The following is a 22,285-nucleotide window of genomic DNA, read 5'->3' as shown; positions in this document are numbered from 1 at the left end:
CTACCGATCCGTTCTGCGGCTTAAGCCCAGTTGACTTGCAATACCACCCAGAAGCCGCCCGCCATCAAGGCCAGGCCCAGCGAAGTCAAAAAGATGCCGACGCCAGTAGCCGTCTTGACCAATTGCTGCACGCCTTCCAGCAAGGCGCTGGCGCCGCTAACTAATTGGGCCACGTCTTCGGCAATGCCTTTTTGCACCAGTTGGGCGGCATGGCTGCTCAGGTTCTTGACATCCTTGCTGTGCGTGCGCGTCACCAGCACAAACAGGCCCATCGCCAGGGTGCACATCCCCAAGAAAAACAGGGCAGCCGCCATCAGCAACAAAGTGTCAGCTTGATTCAATACGTACATGATTTCCTCCGCGGTAAAGACCAAAGTAAAGCCCTTGTTGCAAGAAGCGTGCCTATTGGCGGGCGGGTGGTTTGACGTGGGACGGGGGATGGGCTAAAATTCCGCTCGCATTCCACTCAGCGTGCATGGGCAAGCTGGCGTCTCCGTTGCGGAGACGTTTTCGCGGAATGGTCTAGCGGGATGATTGGTAATGGCGCGGCCTGGCCGCGTCGTGAGAGGCATCCCAAGGATGGAAGAATGGAACGGGTAACCCTTAAAGCTTCACGCCGTGACCTGGTAGGCAAGAAGGTCTCCAAACTGCGCCGTGAAGGCAAGCTGCCGGCCGTGCTGTATGGCCGCCATGTAGAAAAGCCAATTGCGATCACGCTGGATCGCGGTGAAGCCTCGAAAGTGATGCGCCGCATCAACTACTCCACCTTGGTGCAGATTGACCTGGATGGTGAGGAGCATAACGCCCTGGTGCGTGATTTCCAGGTCGATGCGATCTTGCGCGAGCTGACCCATGTGGACTTGCTGGCCGTCTCGCTGAGCGAAACTGTGCGTGCGGAAGTGCGCGTGGTGCTGGAAGGCAAGGCCCCGGTGGTCTCCAACCTTGGTGGTCTGCTGGTCAACGGCCTCGAGTACGTTGAGGTGGAAGCGCTGCCACAAGACCTGCCGGATAACTTCACTGTCGATGTATCCAGCCTGGAGAACTTCGGTGATGGCATCTTCGTGCGCGATCTCGTGGTGCCGGCCAACGTCACCGTGTTGAGCGATGGCGACGAGTTGCTGGTAGTGGCCTCCGCCCCGGTGGCCGAAGCCGAAAGCACCAACGGCCAGCAGGGCGGCGAAGCTGCTGCCCCCGCCGCCGACGGCGACAAGAAGTAGCTGCTAGCTACACACACAAAAACAGCCCACCACCGGTGGGCTGTTTTTTTTTAACCTTGGGCCTGCTAGGGTAGTGGCTGCGCGAGCAGCACCTGCTCTTGCACGCGGCCAGCCGCCACGCTGACTTGATAGGCCTGCGCCCCGGGCGCGAAGCTCAGCACCTTGGCCAACTGGCCATCTATGTAGTGCGCCGCGGCGAAATCATCCAGCGCCAGGCCTGCCGGCAGCCCAGCGAGCAATTGTTTGCGGTAGCTGGGGCGGCGCTTAGGCTCGCTGTCATAATGCGGGCAGCAACTGCCGGGCAGCCAACCCAGGCACTCCATCGGCTGCAGGCGGCCGGGTACCGAATCGGTGATGCCATACTCGAACCAGCAGATCGCCCCGGCGCTGCCGCCGGCTAATACAGTGCCACGTTGGTAGGCTTTGTGCAGGGCGGCGTCCACGTCCCAGGCGCGCCACAGCGCCAGCATGTTGCGCGTGTTGCCGCCGCCCACCCAGATCAGATCCTGAGCCAGCAAGAGCTTGGCTACATCAGCGGTATTGGGCTCCAATAAATTGAGGTGCGTGACGCGTGCGCCGAGGGCGCTGAAGATGCGCGCAACCCGGCGAATATGGGCAGGCGGGTCACCGGCGGCGGTGGGCAGGTAGCACAGCCGCGGCCGGCGCGTGCGCGTGGCCGCCAGCAGGTAACGCTCCAAATGGCTACCACGCCGCCCAATGGCGTGATACCCGGAGCCAACGGCAATGATCTGGGGCATTGGGGCTAGGGCGCGGCGAGGGCGGTCACGGCCTGCAGGAAAGCGAGCAGGCGCTCGGCGCCATCTGGCTTGCCTTCCACTGCGGTGTAAGGCAGCAGGGCGCCGTGCCAGCCCTCGCTATGCCAGCGCGCCTCGGCGGGCAGCGCCTGCTGGGTCAGCGTGGCGGCGAAGGGCTGCGGGCTGGCATAGAAATATTCGTTGCCTGGCGGGGTGGCGAAGCCAAAGGTCAGCGTGCCATCTTCGCCGTTCGGCGCCGCGAAGGCCAGATCAAATTGGCGCGGCCACATTTGCACCACGCCGCAATCGGCGCCCAGTTGCTTGCGCAACTGATCAAAGATTTGCTGGCTGCGCATCAGCGCGGCAAAAAAACGTTCGGCGTCATCCAAGGCATATTCGCGCCGCGCGTCACTTTGGTAACTCTTCTTGTTCACCTTGCCCTGCACGCCGAGCTCAGCCAGCCGCGCCACCAGCTCATCACCCAGTTGGCTGGCGCTCAGGCCCTCGCTCAGGCGAATTTGCTGCACCTGGCCGCCGCTGGTGCTCAGGATCAGGTAATGGTTGCGTAGATCCAAGCTCAAGGCGAAAGTCTGCGCCGGGTCCTCGGGGAAGGAGATCGGCGTAGTGGTTAGCCCGGAGGTGTAGACACGCAAGCTGAGGTGCGCGTGGTGCGGCTGCTCCGGCGTGAATGCGGCACGGATCGCGCTGAGCACTTTGCAATAGGCATGCAAGGTGTCACGCGTGCCGCGCCATTCGCCTAACGTGGGAAAGAGAGTTTTATCTTCGCGTGCCATAGGGTTAACCGCAATCTTACTATAGCTGGGGGCGCGTTTCTTCACCTAGGTATAGCTTATGGTTGGCAGGTAGAGTAGAATCGCCTATATCATGGATACCTCCAAAGACCTTCAACAACGTGCGATCAATACCATTCGCTTTCTCTCGGCGGATGCGATTCAAAAGGCCAATTCCGGGCACCCCGGCCTGCCGATGGGGGCGGCAGCGATGGCCTATGCTTTGTGGGCGCGCCATCTGCGCCACAACCCGCAGGACCCTGCCTGGGGCAATCGAGACCGCTTTGTGCTCTCCGGCGGGCATGGCTCCATGCTGCTCTACTCGCTGCTGCACCTCACTGGCTACCCGCTTACACTCGAAGATATCCAGCAATTCCGCCAATGGGAGAGCAAGACCCCCGGCCACCCTGAATACTGGGTCACCCCTGGCGTAGAAACCAGCACCGGCCCGCTGGGGCAGGGCTTTGCCAATGCAGTTGGCATGGCCATCGGCCAGCAGCACCTGGCGGCGCGCTTTAACCGCCCCGGGCACACCATCTTCGATTACTTTACCTATGCGATTGTTACCGATGGCGATCTGATGGAGGGCATCACCTCCGAGGCCGCCTCGCTGGCCGGCCATCTTCAACTCAGCAAGCTGATCTTCCTGTATGACGATAACAATATCTCGATCGATGGCAGCACGCAGCTCGCCTTCACCGAGAACGTGCCCGAGCGCTTCGCGGCCTATGGCTGGCAGGTGCTGCAGGTGGCCGATGGCAACGATGTAGACGCGGTGGATGCCGCGCTACGCGCCGCCCAGGCCGAGAGCCAGCGCCCTTCGATCATTTGCGTCAAAACCGTGATCGGCTTCGGCATGCCCAAGCGCCAAGGCACCGCCAAGGCGCACGGCGAGCCGCCCGGCGACGAGGAGCTCAACGCCGCCAAGCAGGCCCTCGGTTGGCCGCTTGAGCCGCGCTTCCTCATCCCCGGCGAGGTGCTCGAGCACTTCCGCAGCGCGGTGGAGCAGGGCGCGGCGCACCAGGCGGCTTGGCAGGCCATGCTTACGGCGTACCAGGCCGCCTACCCGCAGGAACACGCCGAGTTGCAGCGCATCCTGGCGGGCGAGCTGCCCGCCGGCTGGGAGCAAGGCCTGCCGGAGTTTCCGGCAGATGCCAAGGGCATGGCCACGCGGGTGTCCTCCGGCAAGGTGATCAACGCCATCGCCGGCCAACTGCCCGATCTGCTGGGTGGCTCCGCCGATTTGCATCCTTCCACCAAAACCTTCATTGACTCGGCGCCAGATTTTCAGCCCAGCACGCCGCAGGGCCGTAGTATTCACTACGGCATTCGCGAGCATGCCATGGGCGGTATCGTCAACGGCCTGAGCGTGACGCCGGGCATCATTCCCTTTGGCGCTACGTTCTTAGTATTCTCGGATTACATGCGTCCCTCGATGCGTCTCTCGGCGCTCTCGCCGTATCCCAGCATTTGGGTCTTCACGCATGACAGCGTCGGCGTAGGCGAAGACGGGCCGACCCACCAGCCGGTTGAGCATCTGGCCGCGCTGCGCGCCATCCCCAATCTGCGCGTCATCCGCCCGGCGGATGCCAACGAAGTGCGCGAAGCCTGGATCGCCGCCATCCGCGATCGCAAGAATCCCACCACGCTGATCTTCTCGCGCCAGGATCTGCCCACCCTGGATCGCCGCCGTGGTGGCGAGTTCGCCGCCGCCAGCGGGCTGCACAAGGGCGCCTATGTGCTGGCGCAGTGGGGCAAGAAGGCCAAGCCGGATATCATCCTGATGGCCTCCGGCTCTGAAGTGGCGCTGATCGTTGAAGCCGGCCGCAAGCTGGCCAAGGATGGCGTTACCGTGCGCCTAGTGTCCTTCCCCAGTTGGGAGCTGTTTGCAGCCCAGTCCAAGAGCTACCGCGAGAAGGTGCTGCCGCCCGAAGTGAAGGCGCGCCTCTCGGTGGAGGCGGGCGTGGCGCAGGGCTGGCAGCAGTGGGCCAGCGCGCACGTCAGCCTGGAGCGCTTCGGGGCCTCGGCCCCCGGCGAGGAAGCCATGCACAAGCTGGGCTTCAGCGTTGCCAACGTGCTCAAGCGCGCCCGCGCCTTGCTGCCCAAAACCAAGAAGCGTTAGCATGTCGCGCGCCAAGCTGGCCCTTCAAGCCCGCGTGGTTCATGGCGATAACCTGGCCGTGCTGCGCGGCCTGCCGGATGGCTGCGTGGATTTGATCTACATCGATCCGCCCTTCAACACTGGCAAGTTGCAGGCGCGCACGCAACTGCGCACCGATCGCGATGCGCATGGCGATCGCACCGGCTTTGGCGGGCGGCGCTACAGCACCACGCGCCTGGCGCGCCGCGCCTTCGCCGATGCCTTCGACGATTATCTGGAATTCCTGGCGCCGCGTTTGCAAGAGGCCTATCGCGTCCTGGCGCCGCAGGGCAGTTTTTACTTCCATGTTGATTATCGCGAGGTGCACTACTGCAAGCTCTTGTTGGATGAGATCTTTGGCCGGGCGAATTTTCTCAACGAGATCATCTGGGCCTATGATTACGGCGGGCGCGCCAAGAACCGTTGGCCCGCCAAACACGATAACATCTTGCTGTATGTGAAGGATCGCAAGCACTACACCTTCAATACCGAAGCGATCGAGCGCATCCCCTACATGGCGCCGGCCCTGGCGGGCGAAGCCAAAGCCGCCCGCGGCAAGCTGCCCACGGATACCTGGTGGCACACCATCGTCAGCCCGACCGGCAAAGAGAAGACCGGCTATCCGACGCAAAAGCCGCTGGGCATCCTGCGCCGCATCCTCAGCGCTTCCTCCAACCCCGCTGACCTGGTGCTCGATTTCTTTGCCGGCAGCGGCACCACCGGCGCCGCTGCGCTGGAGCTTGGCCGCCGTTTCCTGCTGGTGGATAGCAATGCCGAAGCGATTGAGGTGATGCGCAACCGCTTCAAAGGAAAGGATGTTGAATTTATTCAAAGTCAGTAATCGGTGAGCCGTACGCTGGTTGCCAATTGCTATTTGTTCAACTTCAGCCATACAAGGAGTCTTATGACCACAACCCCTCAAAAACTCTATGCCCTGGGCCAGTCCCTGTGGTATGACAACATCGAACGCCGTTTGCTCGAGAATGGCGAGCTGGCGGCAATGATCGCGCGTGGCGATATCTACGGTGTCACCTCTAACCCGAGCATTTTCAACAATGCCATCGGCAAATCCAGGGATTATGACGGCCAACTGGCCGAGCTGGCCCGCGCCGGCCACACCACCGCTGAAATTTACGATGCGCTCACCGTGGCTGACATCCAGGCGGCCTGTGATCTGTTCCGCTCCCTGTATGACAGCACGCGCGGCGGCGATGGCTATGTGAGCATTGAGGTGCATCCGGACCTGGCCGCTGACACGCAGGCCACCGCCGCCGAGGCGCAGCGCCTGTGGGCGCTGGTAGACCGGCCCAACCTGATGGTCAAGATCCCTGCCACCCAGGCGGGCATCGCCGCCATCCAGTCCTCGATCGCCCACGGCATTAACATCAATATCACCCTGATCTTCTCGCGCCAGCGCTATGCGCAAGTGATCGAAGCGTACATCGCCGGTTTGGAAGAGCGCATTGCCAACAACCTGCCCATCGCGCAGATCGCCTCGGTGGCTTCGTTTTTTGTTTCGCGCATTGACAGCAAGGTGGATGCCTGGCTGGATGCGCTGGCTGAGCAGGGCGGCGAAAACGCCGCCAGGGCGCAGGCGCTCAAGGGCAAGGTGGCTGTGGCCAATGCCAAGCTGGCCTATCAGCTCTTCAAAGAGAGCTTCGCCACGCCGCGCTTTGCCGCCATCGCCCAGAAGGGCGGCCGCGTGCAGCGCCCGCTGTGGGCTTCCACCAGCACCAAGAACCCCGCCTATCCGGATCTTTTGTATGTGGATACCCTGGTGGGTAAAGACACGGTGAACACGGTGCCGCCTGCCACGCTGGAGGCGGTCAAGGATCACGGCGCCACCCAACTGAGCATCGAAGCAGAGCTGGCCGAGGCGCAGGCCCAACTGGACGAGCTGGCCGCCCTGGGCCTCTCGCTGGACAAAGCCACCGATGAAGTTGAGCACGAAGGTGTGGCCGCGTTCAGTAAGGCGATTGCCGATCTGTTTACTACGATCGAACAGCGCGCGGTTGAGTTTCGCTAACCTTCCCAGCAATCTGCCAATGCGGCGCAACCGAATGCGCCGCATTGGGTTTAAGCCACCAATTGCATATGAGCGGAATTGAATTCGTAGTCGACACAGCATCGATCGCCACGCTGACGGTCAACCGGCCGCAGGTGCGCAACGGCCTGGACTGGGCAGCGATGCGCGCCTTTGCCGCCGCGGTAGATGCCGCCGCGGCCATGCCGCAGCTGCGCGCCCTGATCGTCACCGGCGCGGGGGCCACCTTTGTCTCCGGCGGCGATCTGCGCGCCCTGGCGCCATACACCAAGCGCCGCGACGGGATGCGCCTGGCCACCATCATGGGCAAGGCGCTGGGCAAGCTGCGCGGGCTGCATTGCCCTACTATCGCCGCGATCAACGGGCCGGCACGCGGCGGCGGGGCGGAGATCGCCGTAGCCTGTGACCAGCGCGTGATGGCCGAGGATGCCGATATTGGCTTCGTGCATGCCCGTCTGGGTATCACCACCGCCTGGGGCGGGGCGCGTTATCTATTACAACTCGTCGGGTATCCAACCGCGCTGGAGCTGCTCAGCACGGCGCGCGTACTGAGCGCGGCGGAAGCGCGCCGCATCGGCCTGGTGGGGCAGGTGTGCCCGCCCGGCGGCGCACTGCCCGCGGCGCAGACCCTGGCGGCGGAGATGGCGCAGCACCCACGCCAAGCAGTGCAGGCGGCGAAGCGCCTGCTGCGCTTCGCCGTTGCCAGCCCGCTAGTGGCGCGCCACGCCGAGCGGCGACTGTTCTCGTTCTTGTGGGACAGCGAGTTTCGCCGCCAAGCCGTAGAGCGATTTTTGAATCGCAGCAAGTAACTGATTCAAGGAAAACAAAAGAGCCGCATTCAACGAATGCGGCTCTTTTTTGTTGACTATCGCTATTGGCTTAGTTGCTGGCTGTGCTCCAGATCGCGTCCCAGGCATCCTTCGCAAAATTGCCCAGCACGCGCTGGATACCTTGGCCAGGCAGCACATCGCCATCAGGCTCCACATACAACCAAGCACTCCCTGCGCCCTGGGGCGCCGGGCTGGCGCCGTCTGTGAGCTCCAGCGCCACCGGGTTGAGCGCCGAATAAGGCACCGGCAAATCCCACACCAGCGGCAGGTTCAGCGCGCCGGCATGGTCACGGGCGGTTTGCAGCACTGCGTTGAGCGCCGGGTCACTGGCGCTCAACGACAGGGCGCGGATGCCGCTGCCGGAGAGCTTGTCGATCAGGGCGTTGGCTTGGCCCACATTGTCCGGCGTCAGCGTCAGGTGTGCGGCGATGAAGATGTCATCGTTGAGCACCTCGCGCCAGTAGGCAAAGCTGGCCAGCGAATCCCAGGTTTGCGTGCCGCTGGGTTGCAGCACGATCATGGCATGGTCTAGCCCCGCGTCCAGCAGGGTCTTCAGGTAGCGCGTGTCGGCCAGCTTGTGGCCATCGGTGATCAGACCGCTCACCAGGCCGCGCTCCTCGGCGTGCTCCAACAAGCTGGCCAGATCGTCGCGCAGGGTGGGCTCGCCGCCGGTAAAGGTCACATGCGGGATGCCGGCTGCGTACGCCTTGTCGATCACTTGCTTCCACTCTTCGGTGCTCAGCTCGCGGTCTACGCGCTTGGTGGGGGCGGCTTCCGCCGGCGCCCCGGCGGGCAGGCGATAGGTGAGGGCGATGTCCAGGCGATACGGCGCGCTGAGGTTCTCATACGGCACGGCGCGCTCAAGGTCAAGGTAGGTGATCGGGTCCAGATCTGGCGTTTCGATCAAGGTCTGGATCGTTTGGGCAAACTCGCGGTAATCATTTTCGGCTTGCTGCGCCTTGATGCGATAGCGTTTGGATACTTGCTGGGCTACCTGCTCCGGCGGGGTGAGGCGAATAAAGTGCCAGGCCATTTCCGTGGCGGTTTGGTTGAGGTGCAGCACCGTGCTGGCATTGACCACCAGCAAACCCTCGCCATCCGGCTCAATGCGCAGGTGCAAACGGTAATGGGTGGGGTGGCTGGGGGGCGAGGTGTAGGAGAACAGGCCCGGCTCCAGTGGTTTGGCCCGTTCGCCGCCGCGCAATCCCAATCGCTCAAGTAAGCTCATCGCGTTCCCGTTCCTGTTGTAGCTAGCGGCCGCCGCCAGCGCAGGCGCAGGCACAGCCCGCACACGCGCAGGCGCACGAAGAGCCGCCGCCGCTGAAGCCGCCACCGCCACCACTGGACGTGCTCGGCGGCGGGGGTGGGTTGGTGACCTTGGTGACGCCGCCCGTAAAGTCAGACAGGCTGCCGATCACACTGCCGGCAAAGTTCTGGGCGCCGCCTACCATCGAGGCGGCGAAGTCGCCGCCGGGCAAGGTGGGTAGCGAGGCGCCGCCAGTGGTGCGCGTGGGGCTGCCGCCGCCGCTCTTGCCTACGCTACTGCTGCCGCTGCCGGCGGTGGTGTAGGTGGGGTTGTAGCCGCCGTACCAGCGCGGCAGGATCACCGGCCCGCTGCTGAAGACATCGCGGGTGCGCCGCTCGTAGTTCGGGTCGAGCATTGTCCATTCCAAATTCTCGTCGAAGGCGGCGCTCTTCACCTTGGGAGTGTCGGCGGCTTCTACTTCAGCCCAGGCGTCAGCGGTGATCTTCTTGTAAAAGGTTACCGTCTCGCCCTTGCTAAAGCCACGCATCTTATTGGCCACCCGGCGCACCAGGCCGATCATCATCTGTTGCAGAGCACGGCGGCGCTTGGCCTTATCGTCCTCGGCGAAGGCGTTAAGGAAATCATTCTCATATTCGTGCAGCCCGGTAACTTCCTTGGTGCTACGGGCGACATCCAGCGGGTCGCGGCTCACCACTTCGGCCGCGCCCTTCTTGACTACGGAAAACAAGATCATCGAGAGGATCTTGTCCATTGGCTGTTCGAGCAGAATGGCGGCTTCGGGTGCGGTGAGGCCGCGTTTGATGCCGTGTCCCTCAACCGAGATCTTGGGCGGCAAGTATTTCAAGCGGCGCGATTTTTCGGCGCGCACACTCACAACAATGATCAGAATAAAAGTGGCGGCGAAACACAGGCACACCATCAGGGTTACCAGCGCGCCGGGGTCGATCCCGTAGCGTTGCCAGAAGCTGGGCGTGGTAACGCTGCTGGCAGGCACGTAGCTGCGCGGGAACGAGGCGCCAAACAAGTAGTCCTCGCTGGCGCTGGCGCTGCTGCTGCGCCAGGTGTAGGTGATGCGGCCGGAGTTATCCACGCCGGTGACTGGCGCCTCGGGGAAGCCCGCGTGCCCGGCCGTGTGCCAGCGCGGCTCGCTGGGCTGTACGCCCGGCGGGAGGTGGAACACCACGGTGATGTCGCTGCGGCCGTTCACGAATTCCGAGCCGAAATAGTTGGGCATGAACAGCGCGCTGGCGTAGGCATCGTCTTGGTTGTCTTCGTACAAGACATCGCTAATGCCGCTGGCGGTCATGCGCAGCGTGCCGCTGGTGCCCGGCGGGATCGCCGCACCGCCCAGGCCCAGCTCCACGCCGCTATCTACATAGGGAGAATAGGCAATGTGGCGGATCGGCTCGCCGTCGATCGAGGCGCTGATGTTGGAGATGGAGTACGAATCATTGGGCAGGCCCACATCTACATAATCGATCGGGTCGGCGTAGGACTCGTTGAGGAACAAGATCTCATAGCTAACGGTGAGTGTGCCGTTGCTCTGCCAGTACACATCCACGCGCTGGCGCGGCACTTGAAAGGCATAGGTTTGCGCGTACACCACACCCAGCGGCACCAACGCAATGAGCAGGGTGAGTGCGAAAAGCAGAATTCGGCGTCGTAGTTTCATCGGTCAACCCGGTCGTTTAGTAACTGCAAGGCTGAAGCTGTTGGCTGTCAACTGTGGACTGTAGGCTGTTTACCACTTGGGCGCTTCTTCGATCTGGTAGACCGCGCCGCAGTAGGGGCAGGTGACGGTGAGCGCACCGCCCACCAGGGCCACGTTCTTGTCGCTCAGCGCGCCGCCACATTGCTGGCATTGAAACTTCTCTAACTTAACGTCACCGGTGAGATCGACGTTATAGGTTACCTTTTGCTCGCCGGGGGCGGCCAGCTTTTGCCCGGCGTACCACATCAAGCCGAAGCCGATCGCCACGGTGATGCCGCCGATGAGCAGCCAACTGGGCTGGCCTTCAGCGCTAAAGGCGCCCCAGATGAAGAGCACGCCAAAGAAGATCAAGATCCATGAAGCTACTTTTGCAATAGATTTCATGTTTTTTCGGGCTCCTGAACAGCAAGTTTAGCCGATTTTGAGCCCTAGTACTACAACCACAAAGGCACAAAGGACACAAAGAAAATCTTAAGGGGTTGCTTTGTGTTCTTTGTGGTTCAGCTTTTGTGCGAAACCTACACGCAAACCGCCCGTATATAATCAGATGTGCTAGCGTGCATTAGGCCGTGGCTTGGCATGAGTCACCCACGCGCGGCGCCGCCCAGTGATTCGGAGTGAGGAGTTTCACCAATGGCAAATGAGATTGCGTACAAGATCTATGGTGACGATTTGCAGTTGCTCGAGATCGAGCTGGACCCAAGCGAGGCGGTGCGCGGCGAAGCCGGCACCATGGCCTATATGGAACCCGGTATCGATATGCAGACCGGCGTGGGTGGCCTGTTCAGAGGCCTCAAGCGTATGTTCACCGGCGAGAGCTTCTTCATCTCCACGTTTAGCAATGTCAGCGCGGCCGTTTCGCATGTCGCCTTCGCCGCACCGTACCCGGGCAGCATCCTGCCGATCAACCTGGGCGCTGAAGGCGGCAAGTTCATCTGCCAGAAGGATTCGTTCCTGTGCGCCGACAGCAGCGTCGAGATCGAGGTCGAATTCACCCGGCGCATGGGCGCCGGCCTCTTCGGCGGTGAGGGTTTTATCCTCCAGCGCCTTGAAGGTAACGGCATGGCCTGGGTGCACGCCGGCGGCACGCTCATCGAAAAGACTCTGGCGGTGGGCGAGACCCTGCGGGTGGATACCGGCTGCCTGGTGGCCTTTGCGCCCACGGTGGATTACAACATCAAGATGATGAAGGGTGTGCGCAACGCCTTGTTCGCTGGCGAAGGCCTGTTTCTGACCCAGCTTACCGGCCCCGGCAAGGTGTACCTGCAGAGCCTGCCGCTCTCGCGACTGGCGGGCCGCATCATCGCCGCCAACACCCGCGCCCGCGTCAAGCGCAACGGTGGCGTGCTGGCCGACTTGTTCACCACCTTCATGGGCGGCAACTAGCCAAGCGGAGCCGTAAGGTAGAATTTGCATAACGGAGTAGCCTGATGGCCAAAACCTTAAACCCGCGTATCTACAAGCTCACCTTTGCCAGCGTGTACCCTATGTACGTGCAGAAGGCCGAGAAAAAAGGCCGCACCCAGGCTGAGGTGGACACCATCGTGCACTGGCTGACGGGCTACAACAAGAAGCAGATGGACGCGCAGATCAAGAAGGAAGTTACTTTCGAAACCTTTTTCGCTGAAGCGCCCAAGATGAACCCGGCGCGCCAGCTCATCACCGGTGTGATCTGCGGTATCCGCCTCGAAGAGATCGAAGACCCGTTGATGAAAGAGATGCGCTACCTGGATAAGCTGGTAGACGAACTAGCCAAGGGCAAGGCAATGGAAAAGATCCTGCGCCAGCCGGCTGAGGCTGTAAGCTAAGAATAAAAAGAGCCGCTGCAAAGCGGCTCTTTTTGTTTATTCTGAGTGCACCCCGAGCGAAGCAAGCGACAACGCGGTGTGCTGACCAAAAGACCAACAGACGAATCGATTAATTGATTAATCAATTAATCGATTGCTATCGTTGTTCTACTGGCACCCATTTTCTATCATCCACGCCGGTGTACTCAGACTGCGGGCGGATGATGCGGCCCTCGGCGCGCTGCTCGAAGCAGTGCGCCAGCCAGCCGCCCACGCGGCTCACCGCGAAGGTGGGCGTGAACAGCGGAATGGGGAAGTCCAGCCCGTGCAGCAGCAGGGCGGTGTAAAACTCCACGTTGGTTTGCAAGTTGCGGCCGGGCTTGTACTCTTCCAGCAGGCGGATAGCGGTCTGCTCCACATCCTGCACCAGGTTATAGAGCGCCATGTCGCCGTCGGCTTCGTAGAATTCACGTGCCGCCTTGGAGAGCACATCGGCACGCGGGTCACGCACTTTGTAGACGCGGTGGCCGAAGCCCATCAGCAGCTCGCCCGCCTCCAGCTTTTTGCGCAGCACCGGCTCGGCGTTCTCCGCCGTGCCGATCTCGAAGACCATGTCCAGCGCCGGGCCGGGCGCGCCGCCGTGCAGCGGGCCCTTGAGCGCGCCGATGGCGCCCACGATGGCCGAGACGAAATCCGTACCGGTGGACATGATCACGCGTGCCGTGAAGGTGGATGCGTTCGAACCGTGGTCGATCACGGTGTTGAGGTAGGTCTCCAGCCCGCGCACGCGTGCCGCACTGGGCGCCTTGCCCTCCAGCATGTAGAGGTAGTTGGCCGCGTGGCCCAAGCTAGCGTCCGGCGCAATCGGCTCCTTGCCGTTGGCTAGGCGCCAGGCCGCAGCCACAATGGTGGGGAAGGTGGCAAGCAGGCGCTTGGCCAGCCAGTCATCCGTGTCATCCGCGGGCGCATCGAGGCCCAGCGTGCCGGTAGCCATGCGCAGCGCGTCCATCAAGTCCAGCTGGGGGCTGGCGCTAGCTTTTAGCAAGGCCAGTGTGGCCTCGGGCAGCGCGCGCAGCGCCGCCAGCGACTGCGTGAAGGCAGCCAGCTCGCTGGCGCTGGGCAAGCGGTCATGCCATAGCAGATAGACCATCTCTTCGAAACTGGCGCGGCTGGCGATCTCTTCCAGCTTGAAACCAGCGATGACCAGCTCGCCTGCCTGGCCATCCACTTTGCTTTTATTCGTCTGCACGGCAACGATGCCCTGCAAACCGGGTACGTAGTTAGACATTTGGGGATTGCTCCTGTGAAAGTAAAGACCGGTAGTGTGCGTGTATTCTAGCGCACTTGAATAGCACCCCAATCGATTAATTGATTAATCAATTAATCGATTGGCTTACAATCGCTGCTGGTATGCAAAAGTTACCTTTGCTAAAACTGCTCGCCATCGCCTCGTTTGGCTTCGCTCTGACGCTGTTCACCAACACGCTCGACCCGGCGCTGTACGGCTTCAAGGTCTTGCAGCTCGCCCCCCAGAATCCGAATACGCTGCTGGGTTTCAGCACTGCCGCCGGTTCGCTGCTGGTGCTGCTGATGGGGCCGCTGGTAGGCCTGCTGTCTGACCGCACGCGCTCCCCGCTCGGCCGCCGCTTGCCATACTTCATCGCTGGCGTGCCGCTAATGATCGCTGGCCTGCTGCTGGTCGGCCTGGCGCCCTCGGTAGCGGCCTTTGTGCTCGGCGTGCTGCTGTGGCGCTTTGGTGACAACATCATCTTCGCCCCCTGGGAGGCGCTATATGCCGACCGCGTGCCGGCGGCCCAGCGCGGCCTGGCCTCGGGGCTCAAATCGCTCACTGAGATCCTGGCCGTGCTGGTGGGGCGCTTGGCCGCCGGTGAGCTGATGGCGGCTGTGCCGCTGCACGGCCAAGTCGCCTTGCTGGCTGCCATGGCCGTGCCCTCACTGGGTTTGCTGCTGGCACTGCTGTTCACCTGGCTGGTTATGCGTGATGAGCCCTTCGAGCAAGGCGAGCCGGTGCGCGAGCCGCTGCTCAACACCTACATAGATAGCTTTCGCTTTGATTGGCGCACCCAGCACGCCTTTCGCTGGTGGTTCCTCAACCGCTTCTTGTTCTGGGTTGCCTTCGTGACGCTCAGCCAGTTCCTGCTGCTCTTCGTGGTGGGTGTGGTGGGCCTACCCGAAGCCGACGCGCAGCGCTACCTGGCGCGCCTATCCATCGTGCTGGGGGGCGCGATCCTGGCGGTGGCCGTGCCCTCTGGCCGCCTGGCCGACCGTATTGGCCGTGCACCCGTGGTCATCGCCGCCTGCCTGATGGCCGCGGCGGGCACGCTGCTGGTGCTGGTGGTGCGTGACCTCAACTGGCTGATGGTGGCCGCGGGTCTTATCGGCTGCGGGGCGGGCATTTATCTCTCAGCCAATTTTGCCCAACTGACTGACATCGTGCCCAAGCCGGAGGCCGGGCGCTACATTGGCCTGGCTGGCATCGCCGGGGCGGCGGGTGGCACGCTGGCGCGGCTGCTGGGCGGCCTGCTGATCGACCCGCTCAATCAGCTCACCCCGGCGGGTACGCTGGGCTATCTGACGCTGTATGGGGTAGCGGCGCTGTTATTTGTTGCCGCGGCTTGGGTGGCGAGCTTTACGACGAAAGAAGTGTGAATAAAAAAGCCCTTTCTGCTGAAAGGGCTTTTTTTGTTTGAGTTGTCTTGCTTACCAGCCAGGGGTGTTGCAGCTTTCGATATCACCCGAGTTCAGCCCGTCTTGCAGCGCATCCAAACGCTGTTGCGATGAGCCGTGCGTCCACGCATCCGGCACGATGTAGCCTTGTGTCTGCTGCTGGATGCGATCGTCGCCCACCGAGACGGCTGCGTCCAGCGCCTGCAGAATTTCGTCGCGCGTCAGGCTGCTGAGGTAACCGGTCTCCGTGGCGTGGCTCATCCAAATGCCGGCCAGGCAATCGGCCTGCAACTCGGTGAAAACGATGTCGCTCTCTGGCCCGGTGTCCTGGATCGCCCCCGAGGTGTTGAGCACGCCGAACAGGTTCTGCACATGGTGGCCGTACTCGTGCGCGATCACATAGGCAGTCGCCAATGGGCCGCCGCGCGCCCCAAGCCGGGTGAGGATGGTGTCGAAGAACGAGAGATCGACGTACACCGTGCGATCCCGCTGGCAGTAGAACGGGCCACTGGCACTGGACGCAAAGCCACAGGCCGCTTCGGTAGAGCCGGAGAAGAGCACGGTTTGTGCCGGCACGTAGTTCACGCCATATTGCGGCAACTCGTCTGCCCAGAAAGCCTGGATGCTGTTGACGAAGCCAACCAGTTGGCAATCCTCGCGGCTGTTGGCATCCGCCCCGGTGCGGCATTCGCTGGCCAATGCGGCCGGCTCTTGCGCATAGCCAGTCTGCGGCTCGGCCGCGCCCAGCAAGGCGGAGGGGTCGATCCCCAGGAACATCGAGACCAACAGCAGGATCAGGCCCAGCCCGCCGCCGCCCACCAGCACGGTGCGCCCAGTGCTGCGGCCGCGCCGGTCTTGCACCTGGGAGGGATCGAGTCGTTTTTGATCGTTAAATGACATGCGTAAATCTCCAAAAAACTAAAAAGTAATGCTCAGCCCACCGGGCGCAAGCGGTTTCTGATTCTAGCCGGAATTTTCAGATTTAGTGCGCTTGTGTTCGTTTGGCCGCGTGTGTTTACGGCGTGGGTACGATGCTTTCCAAGCCGTAATACTCGGCCATGCAGGCGTTCACCCAGAAGTTGGCCTCTTCGTGCAGGTCTTCCAAGCCATCTACGATCTCACGGGCCGCCACGCTGACCGTGTGCGCGCCCTGTGCCCGCGCCGCGAGCAGCTGTGCATGGCGCGCATCCCAATTCTGGGCGCGCTGCTGCAGGCCAGCTTCAAAGCTCAAAGGATGATCGAGACTGCTGGGGATGTAAGCACTAGCGCCCAGCAGCAGCGCGAGCGCCAGCCAACCAAGCAGCCAGCGTGCGGGCAGCCCGCCTGCGGGCAGCACGCCTGCGGGCAGCACGCCTGCGGATAGCACGCTGCGCGCCGCATTGCCTAGCCATATCGCGCCCGCAACCAACCCGCTCAGCAAGGCGAACAGGGCGATCGATTGGGCGCGTTCGGCTGGGTACTGCAAACCGGCGTACACACTGGGGGCGATGGCGCACGCCACCAGGCCGAAGGTGAGGAAGGCCCCCAGAACCAGCCCGCGGGTGGTAGCCGCCAGGTTGCGCGGCCTCAGTGGCAGCACGGGCAGCGCCCCGAACGCGAACGCCGTGGCACTCAGCACCAAGCTGGGCAGCGGGCGTGAGCCTAGAGTGGCACGGATGAAATCATAGCTAAAGCGCAGCGTATACAGCAGCAGGTCGGCCAGGCTATCGGGCGGAGGCAACTCGGCCTGGCGCCAGGCATTGGCCGGCGCGGTGGCCATCAACGCCATCGCCGCCAGCGAGCCCAGCAGGCTGCCGAGCAACACCGGGCGCACGGCACGCTGCGCAAAAATGAAGCTGGCACCCAGCGCCAGCAGCAGCGCGCCGGTCTGGAAGGCAGCATAGGTTTCAGAGAGCCCAGCGGCCAGGAAACTCAGCAGCGTTGCGCCAGCCAGCCACAGCGCTGGCCGGCGTGGCGTGCCGCCGCGCCAGATCCAGCCCACCAGGCTCAGTAGCAGCAAGCCGGGAATGATCGGGAAGGTGTAGTGCAGGGTGCCCATGCGCCAGAACAAGGCTTGCATCAGGCTGGGGAGCATGAGCACATAAAAGAATACGAACAGTAGCGCCGCCAGCCAGCGAGCCCTGCCCGCGCCCGGCCACAGCGTGCGCAACGCCACATAGCTGGCCAGTACCAGCAGGGCGATGGTGATGCCCGGCAGCCAGGCCGGGCCGTATGGTCCGAGCACAGTGTCGCTGAGGCGCACCAGCAGCAAGGTAGCGAAGCGGTTGCCGCTGGTCTCGCGCCAGAACAGCATGTCTTGCGGAATGGGGTGGGCTTGCACCGCGGCCGAGTAGCAGAAATCATCGGCCCACAGCCGGGCCGAGCGGCCCACCCAGGCGAAGACCGCCAGCGAGGCCAGGGTCAGGATGGCTAACAGGGCTAGTACAAAGCTGACGCTACGGCGGCTGGGGCCAGCCATCTTATTCGCCCAGTGCCTGGCGGGCTGCCAGCAGCCCCGGCAAGCCAGTCAGCCCGCCGCCGGGGTGGGCGCCCGCGCCGCAGAGGTACAGGCCCTGCGGTGCCGGCGTGCCGAGGCGGTAGCCGATGGTGCCCGGAATGGGGCGCTGCAGCAGCAATTGGTCCAAGCCCATCTGGCCGTGCATCTCGCTGCCGCCCGCCAAGCCGTAGTCGCTCTCATAGTCCAACGGCGTGATCACGCGGCGCGCTTCTACTAATGTGCGCAGGTTGGGGGCGTATTCGGCCAGCGTGTCCAGCGCCAGGTCGCCCAGGCGCTCACGTTGTGCATCCCAATCGCTTTCTGCCAGCGAATAGGGCGCATAGCGCACGGTGACGGAGAGGGTGTGCTTGTGGGCGGGCGCCAAGCTGCTATCCAAGAGCGTGGGGATGCGCGCCATCAGCACGGGCTTGGCTGAGAGGCGGCCATGCTTGGCATTGTCATAGGCTTGCTCGGCGTAATCCAAACTGGGGCTGATGAGGATGTCGCCCTGCAGCCGTTCCGGCTGGCCGGCGGCTGCCAGGAACTGCGGCAGGCCGCTGAGCGCAAAGTGCACTGTGGCGCTGCTGCCGCGCAGCTTAAGGCTGCGCAAGCGGCGGTACATACGCGGCTGCAGTTGTGCCGCGCCCAATAGTTTCAGATAAGTAGTATGCGGGTCGGCATTGGAGAGCACCTGGGGTGCGGTGAGCTGCTCGCCGCCTTCAAGCTCCACGCCGTACACGCGGCCATCTTTCAACAGAATGCGCATTACGCTGGCATCCGTGCGGATCTCGGCGCCATGCTCCTGCGCCTCGGCGGCCAGCCCAGCGCTCACTGCGCCCACGCCGCCCACCACCGCGCGTTGCTGCAAACCGCCCATGTGCTGGTACAGCAGCATGAAGGCAGTGCCGCTGGCGCGTGGGCCTTGCATTACGCCGGTGGTGGCATAGGCCGCATACAAGCCCTTGATGGCTTCAGTTTCAAAGTGTTCGTTCAGCCAGGTAGCCGCGCCCATCGGCAGCACGCGCATGAAATCCATCATGTCGCCGCCGCCCAAGCGGCGCAGCTCCAGCGCCAGCCGCGCCCAGCCCCACAGCACACGCGCCGGGTTCTCGGTCAGGCTGGGCGGGCGCAAGTGCGCCATCTTGGAGAGCACGCCGGAAAAGCGTTCCAGTTGGCGGGCGTACTCCCAGTAGGCGCGCGCATCGTTGGCAGAATGGGTAGCCAGCTCCATGGCGGTGCGCTCGGTGCTGCGCCAGATGGTGACGGCGCTCTCGTCTAGTTGCGGCGCAAAGGCGCGCACCTCAGGCTCCACGAAGTGCAGCGCGTCTTTGCCTAGCAGCGCCAACACATCCGCCGGCAGCAGGTTGGCATTCGGTGCGCCAGTGTTGAAGTGGAAGCCGGGAATCAACTCCTCAGTGCTGGCGGCGCCGCCCAATTGGCCGCGGCGTTCCAGCACCAGCACGCGGCGGCCAGCACGCGCCAGCACCAGCGCCGAGACCAAGCCGTTGTGCCCGCCGCCGATGATGATTGCATCGTAGTTGGCTTGCGCGCTCATACCAACACCTTGCCGGCGTCTTTGAGGATCTCAATGGCGGCCAGGCGCCCCGGTGCGCCGGTGATGCCGCCGCCCGGGTGCGTGCCGGAGCCGCACTGGTAGTAGTTGGCGATGGGTGTGCGGTATTGCGCCCAGCCGGGGGCGGGCCGCAGGAAGAACAGCTGCGACAAACTGAGCTCGCCCTGGAAGATGTTGCCGCCGCTCATGCCGATGGTCTGCTCAATATCCCACGGCGAAAGCACCTGGCGGTGCAAGATCATGTTCTTCAAGTTGGGCATGTACTCACTCAGCGTATTCACCACCGCATCGCCAAAGGCTTCGCGCTGGCTGTTCCAGTCACCCTCAGCCAGTTGGTAGGGGGCGTATTGTACGAAGCACGACATGACGTGCTTGCCCGGAGGGGCCATGCCGGGGTCAATGGCAGAGGGCAGGATGATGTCAATATACGGCTTCTGCGCAAAGCGGCCGTACTTGGCTTCGTCGTAGGCACGCTCAATGTAATTCACGCTGGGGCTGATCGAGATGGCGCCGCGCATGTGCTCGCCGAAACCAGGCAGGCAACTCAACTCTGGCATGCCGTCCAAGGCTAAGTTCACCTTGCCAGACGAGCCATACGAGTCGAACTTACTCACACGCTGCACCAAATCGCTGGGCAGCTCATTTTGGTTTACCAGCTTGAGGAAGGTGAGTTTGGGGTCCAGGCTGGAGATAATGCGTTTGGCATAGATCTCCTCGCCGTTTTGCAGCGCGACGCCCACGGCGCGCCCATTGCGCGTGATGACCTGCGCCACGCGTGCTTCAGTACGTAACTCCGCACCGAGCGCACGCGCCGAGCTGGCGATGGCCTCGGCCACGCCGCCCGTGCCGCCGCGGGCAAAGCCCCAGGCGCGGAACACGCCATCGATCTCGCCCATGTAGTGATGCAGCAGCACATAGGCGCTGCCCGGTGAGCGCGGGCCGAGGAAGGTGCCGATGATGCCACTCGCCGATAGCGTGGCCACCAGCGGGTCCGTCTCAAACCACTCCTCAAGGAAATCGGCCGAGCTCATCGTCATCAACTTGGCCAGCGTATAGATGTTCTCTTCGCCCAGGCCGAGGAAATGCTTGCCCAGCTTGAGCAGCGCCATCAGCTCGCGCGGATGGAACGAGGTCGGGTCGGGTGGGCGGATGCCAAGAATGTACTTGACCGCCTTGGCCATGTGATACATGGCGTAGCTGTACTCGCGGTAGGCCTCCGCATCGCGGGTGGAGAATTGGCTGATGCTGCGGAAGGTGGCTGCCGAGTCCGGCCCGCGGTAAATGTAGCGGCCATCCGGCAGCGGCGTGATCGTCGATTCCAGCGGCAGCATGGTCAACCCGTGGCGCACCAGTTGCAGCTCACGGATGATCTCCGGGCGCATCAAGCTGACCACATACGAGAACACGCTGAACTTGAAGCCTGGGTAGATCTCTTCGCTCACCGTGGCGCCGCCCAATACGTGGCGTTGTTCCAATACCAGCGTTTTCAGCCCGGCACGTGAGAGGTAGGCGGCGTTGACCAAGCCGTTGTGCCCACCGCCAATGACGATGGCATCGTACTGTGCTTGCTTAGCCATTGGGCAGCGCTCGTTTCTGTGCTGGGTTGTAGAAAGGCATCTTGCTTACCGTGGCGCCGGCGCGCTTGCGCTCGTACTCTACGGTGATTTCAAATTCAAGCGGAGTGCCCAGCGCGGCGTATTCGCTGCGCACGGTGGCGAGGGCGATGTATTTTTTGAGGATGGGCGAGAACACCATGCTGGTGGCTTGGCCCACATGCTGGCCGCCGGCGTACACGGGCACCGCCGTGCGGCTGGCGCGGCCCGCCACCTGCGGCGGCAGGTTGGCCTCGCCGAACAGGCGCTCTAGGTCATACCAATCCACTTCCAGGCCAACCAAACTGCGCGGCGTGCCTGCGGCGTGCTCGGCCAGCAGTGCCTGCTTGCCGATGAAGTCACCCTTGTCCAGGTCTACCGCCCAGCCCAGGCCAATCTCATACGGGCTGCTCTGCTGCTCTGGGATGCGGGCGTGCAGGGTACTGCTGTAGTCCACCTCGATCAACAGCAAGCCAGCCTCCACGCGCAGAATATCCAGCGCGGCCAGCCCCAACGGCATGATGCCGTAGCCGGCGCCGGCCTGCATCACTGCGTCCCACAGGGCGGGGGCGTGCTCGGCAGGCGTCCACAACTCATAGCCCAGGTCACCGGTGTAGCCGGTGCGCGTGATGGTGAGTGGGGCGCCGTTGAACTCCGTTTGGCGCAGGTTGTAATAACGTAGGGTTTCTAGTTTGAGATTCGAGAATAGAGATTTGAGAATGGGGTAGCTGTTTGGTCCTTGCAGCGCTAACGCGGCCAGCTCGGTCGAGACATCGCGCAGCTCAACATCCAGCCCGTAGCCTACATCCTGCAACCAGCGCAGGCTTGGGTCGGCCGCCGTCAGACGGAAGTGGTCCTTGCCTAGGCGAGCCAGCGTGCCATCGTCGATGACCTTACCGTCCTCATCGCACCACGGCGTGTACAGCACTTGGCCCACGCGGCTCTTGGCCACGTTGCGCGTGACCATGCGGTCAAGCAAGCGCTCAGCGTCTGCACCACGGATTTCGTATTTATAGAGGGGCGAAGCATCCATCAGCCCCGCGGCATTGCGCACGGCGTAGTACTCCACTTCGTGGCTGGGGCCGTAGGTGATGGCGGAGAAGTAGCCGGACCAGTCTCGCCATTCTTGCGTAGTGCACAGGGCGGCGGTGCGGCTATAGAGTGGTGAGGGGATCGGCATGGGCGGATTATAAATCGAGTAACTCGTGAGCAGTCAACCAGGTATCAAGAGTGATTGAGGAGTAATCGTCATCGCATTTTTCTTGATCTCCGTACCCTGCTTATCCCCTTACAAAAAAAAGCCTCCGCATGTGCGGAGGCTTTTTTTGAGCGGTCTCGACGGGATTCGAACCCGCGGTCTCTGCCTTGACAGGGCAGCGTGTTGAACCAGGCTACACCACGAGACCGTTAACGG

At 62.8% G+C, this 22,285-nt stretch carries 20 protein-coding genes and 1 tRNA gene; 8 read left to right on the top strand and 13 right to left on the bottom strand.

The window, feature by feature from the left end:
• Positions 1-20: 20 nt before the first annotated feature.
• Positions 21-350, bottom strand: a complete 330-nt coding sequence (locus tag KF821_01505) for a hypothetical protein (GenBank protein MBX3004486.1) — start codon at positions 348-350, stop codon at positions 21-23.
• A gap of 237 nt (positions 351-587) precedes the next feature.
• Between KF821_01505 and KF821_01500 the strand changes: the two genes are divergently transcribed.
• A complete protein-coding gene (locus KF821_01500) occupies positions 588-1,217 on the top strand; it encodes a 50S ribosomal protein L25 (protein ID MBX3004485.1) in 630 nt (209 codons plus the stop codon).
• A 65-nt stretch (positions 1,218-1,282) separates the two neighbouring features.
• Here the strand turns inward: KF821_01500 and KF821_01495 are convergent, their stop codons facing one another.
• Entirely contained in the window at positions 1,283-1,975 is a 693-nt protein-coding gene (locus KF821_01495; GenBank protein ID MBX3004484.1) for a peptidase E, read from the bottom strand.
• A 5-nt stretch (positions 1,976-1,980) separates the two neighbouring features.
• Positions 1,981-2,766: a hypothetical protein gene (locus KF821_01490; GenBank protein MBX3004483.1), complete on the bottom strand. Its 786-nt coding sequence runs from the start codon at positions 2,764-2,766 to the stop codon at positions 1,981-1,983.
• 91 nt (positions 2,767-2,857) lie between these two features.
• Between KF821_01490 and tkt the strand changes: the two genes are divergently transcribed.
• The 4 genes from tkt (at position 2,858) to KF821_01470 (ending at position 7,756) form a co-directional block, all read left to right on the top strand.
• The gene (gene tkt / locus KF821_01485) at positions 2,858-4,885 is read left to right on the top strand and encodes a transketolase (protein MBX3004482.1); all 2,028 of its coding nucleotides are present in this window, start codon (positions 2,858-2,860) and stop codon (positions 4,883-4,885) included.
• A gap of 1 nt (position 4,886) precedes the next feature.
• Positions 4,887-5,744, top strand: a complete 858-nt coding sequence (locus KF821_01480) for a site-specific DNA-methyltransferase (GenBank protein ID MBX3004481.1) — start codon at positions 4,887-4,889, stop codon at positions 5,742-5,744.
• 63 nt (positions 5,745-5,807) lie between these two features.
• Positions 5,808-6,929, top strand: coding sequence for a transaldolase (gene tal / locus KF821_01475; GenBank protein MBX3004480.1), 1,122 nt, complete (start codon positions 5,808-5,810; stop codon positions 6,927-6,929).
• 68 nt (positions 6,930-6,997) lie between these two features.
• Positions 6,998-7,756: an enoyl-CoA hydratase/isomerase family protein gene (locus KF821_01470; GenBank protein MBX3004479.1), complete on the top strand. Its 759-nt coding sequence runs from the start codon at positions 6,998-7,000 to the stop codon at positions 7,754-7,756.
• Between the two features lie 70 nt (positions 7,757-7,826).
• Here KF821_01470 and KF821_01465 read toward each other — a convergent pair whose 3' ends face one another.
• From KF821_01465 to KF821_01455, 3 genes are all read right to left on the bottom strand, one after another.
• Positions 7,827-9,005: a radical SAM protein gene (locus tag KF821_01465; GenBank protein ID MBX3004478.1), complete on the bottom strand. Its 1,179-nt coding sequence runs from the start codon at positions 9,003-9,005 to the stop codon at positions 7,827-7,829.
• Between the two features lie 22 nt (positions 9,006-9,027).
• The gene (locus tag KF821_01460; protein ID MBX3004477.1) at positions 9,028-10,716 is read right to left on the bottom strand and encodes a hypothetical protein; all 1,689 of its coding nucleotides are present in this window, start codon (positions 10,714-10,716) and stop codon (positions 9,028-9,030) included.
• A gap of 69 nt (positions 10,717-10,785) precedes the next feature.
• On the bottom strand, positions 10,786-11,139 hold the full coding sequence (locus tag KF821_01455) for a hypothetical protein (GenBank protein MBX3004476.1): 354 nt from the start codon (positions 11,137-11,139) through the stop codon (positions 10,786-10,788).
• Positions 11,140-11,388: 249 nt separating this feature from the next.
• On the opposite strand from KF821_01455, the gene KF821_01450 reads away from it, so the two are divergent.
• Both KF821_01450 and KF821_01445 read left to right on the top strand, forming a co-directional pair.
• Positions 11,389-12,141 (top strand): TIGR00266 family protein, encoded by a 753-nt coding sequence (locus KF821_01450; GenBank protein MBX3004475.1) that lies wholly within the window; start codon positions 11,389-11,391, stop codon positions 12,139-12,141.
• Positions 12,142-12,185: 44 nt separating this feature from the next.
• Positions 12,186-12,563 (top strand): DUF2200 domain-containing protein, encoded by a 378-nt coding sequence (locus tag KF821_01445; protein ID MBX3004474.1) that lies wholly within the window; start codon positions 12,186-12,188, stop codon positions 12,561-12,563.
• 136 nt (positions 12,564-12,699) lie between these two features.
• Here KF821_01445 and KF821_01440 read toward each other — a convergent pair whose 3' ends face one another.
• Positions 12,700-13,830 (bottom strand): citrate synthase/methylcitrate synthase, encoded by a 1,131-nt coding sequence (locus KF821_01440; protein ID MBX3004473.1) that lies wholly within the window; start codon positions 13,828-13,830, stop codon positions 12,700-12,702.
• A 122-nt stretch (positions 13,831-13,952) separates the two neighbouring features.
• Here KF821_01440 and KF821_01435 point away from each other — a divergent pair, with 122 nt between their 5' ends.
• A complete protein-coding gene (locus tag KF821_01435; protein MBX3004472.1) occupies positions 13,953-15,212 on the top strand; it encodes an MFS transporter in 1,260 nt (419 codons plus the stop codon).
• Positions 15,213-15,263: 51 nt separating this feature from the next.
• Here KF821_01435 and KF821_01430 read toward each other — a convergent pair whose 3' ends face one another.
• The 6 genes from KF821_01430 to KF821_01405 form a co-directional block, all read right to left on the bottom strand.
• A complete protein-coding gene (locus tag KF821_01430; GenBank protein ID MBX3004471.1) occupies positions 15,264-16,130 on the bottom strand; it encodes a neutral zinc metallopeptidase in 867 nt (288 codons plus the stop codon).
• A gap of 115 nt (positions 16,131-16,245) precedes the next feature.
• Positions 16,246-17,688 carry a hypothetical protein gene (locus tag KF821_01425; GenBank protein MBX3004470.1) on the bottom strand — a complete coding sequence of 481 codons (1,443 nt, stop codon included), beginning with the start codon at positions 17,686-17,688 and terminating at the stop codon, positions 16,246-16,248.
• A gap of 1 nt (position 17,689) precedes the next feature.
• The gene (locus tag KF821_01420; protein ID MBX3004469.1) at positions 17,690-19,261 is read right to left on the bottom strand and encodes an NAD(P)/FAD-dependent oxidoreductase; all 1,572 of its coding nucleotides are present in this window, start codon (positions 19,259-19,261) and stop codon (positions 17,690-17,692) included.
• Positions 19,258-20,856 carry an NAD(P)/FAD-dependent oxidoreductase gene (locus KF821_01415; GenBank protein ID MBX3004468.1) on the bottom strand — a complete coding sequence of 533 codons (1,599 nt, stop codon included), beginning with the start codon at positions 20,854-20,856 and terminating at the stop codon, positions 19,258-19,260. The genes KF821_01420 and KF821_01415 overlap by 4 nt, the downstream gene beginning before the upstream one ends.
• Entirely contained in the window at positions 20,849-22,051 is a 1,203-nt protein-coding gene (locus KF821_01410; GenBank protein ID MBX3004467.1) for an aminomethyltransferase family protein, read from the bottom strand. The genes KF821_01415 and KF821_01410 overlap by 8 nt, the downstream gene beginning before the upstream one ends.
• A 150-nt stretch (positions 22,052-22,201) precedes the next feature.
• Positions 22,202-22,277, bottom strand: a tRNA-Asp gene (locus tag KF821_01405).
• Between the last annotated feature and the right edge of the window lie 8 nt (positions 22,278-22,285).

The organism is Anaerolineales bacterium, from assembly GCA_019637755.1.
Classification (GTDB): Bacteria; Chloroflexota; Anaerolineae; order Anaerolineales; family UBA11579; genus JAMCZK01.
This window is presented reverse-complemented; position numbering and strand designations above follow the sequence as displayed.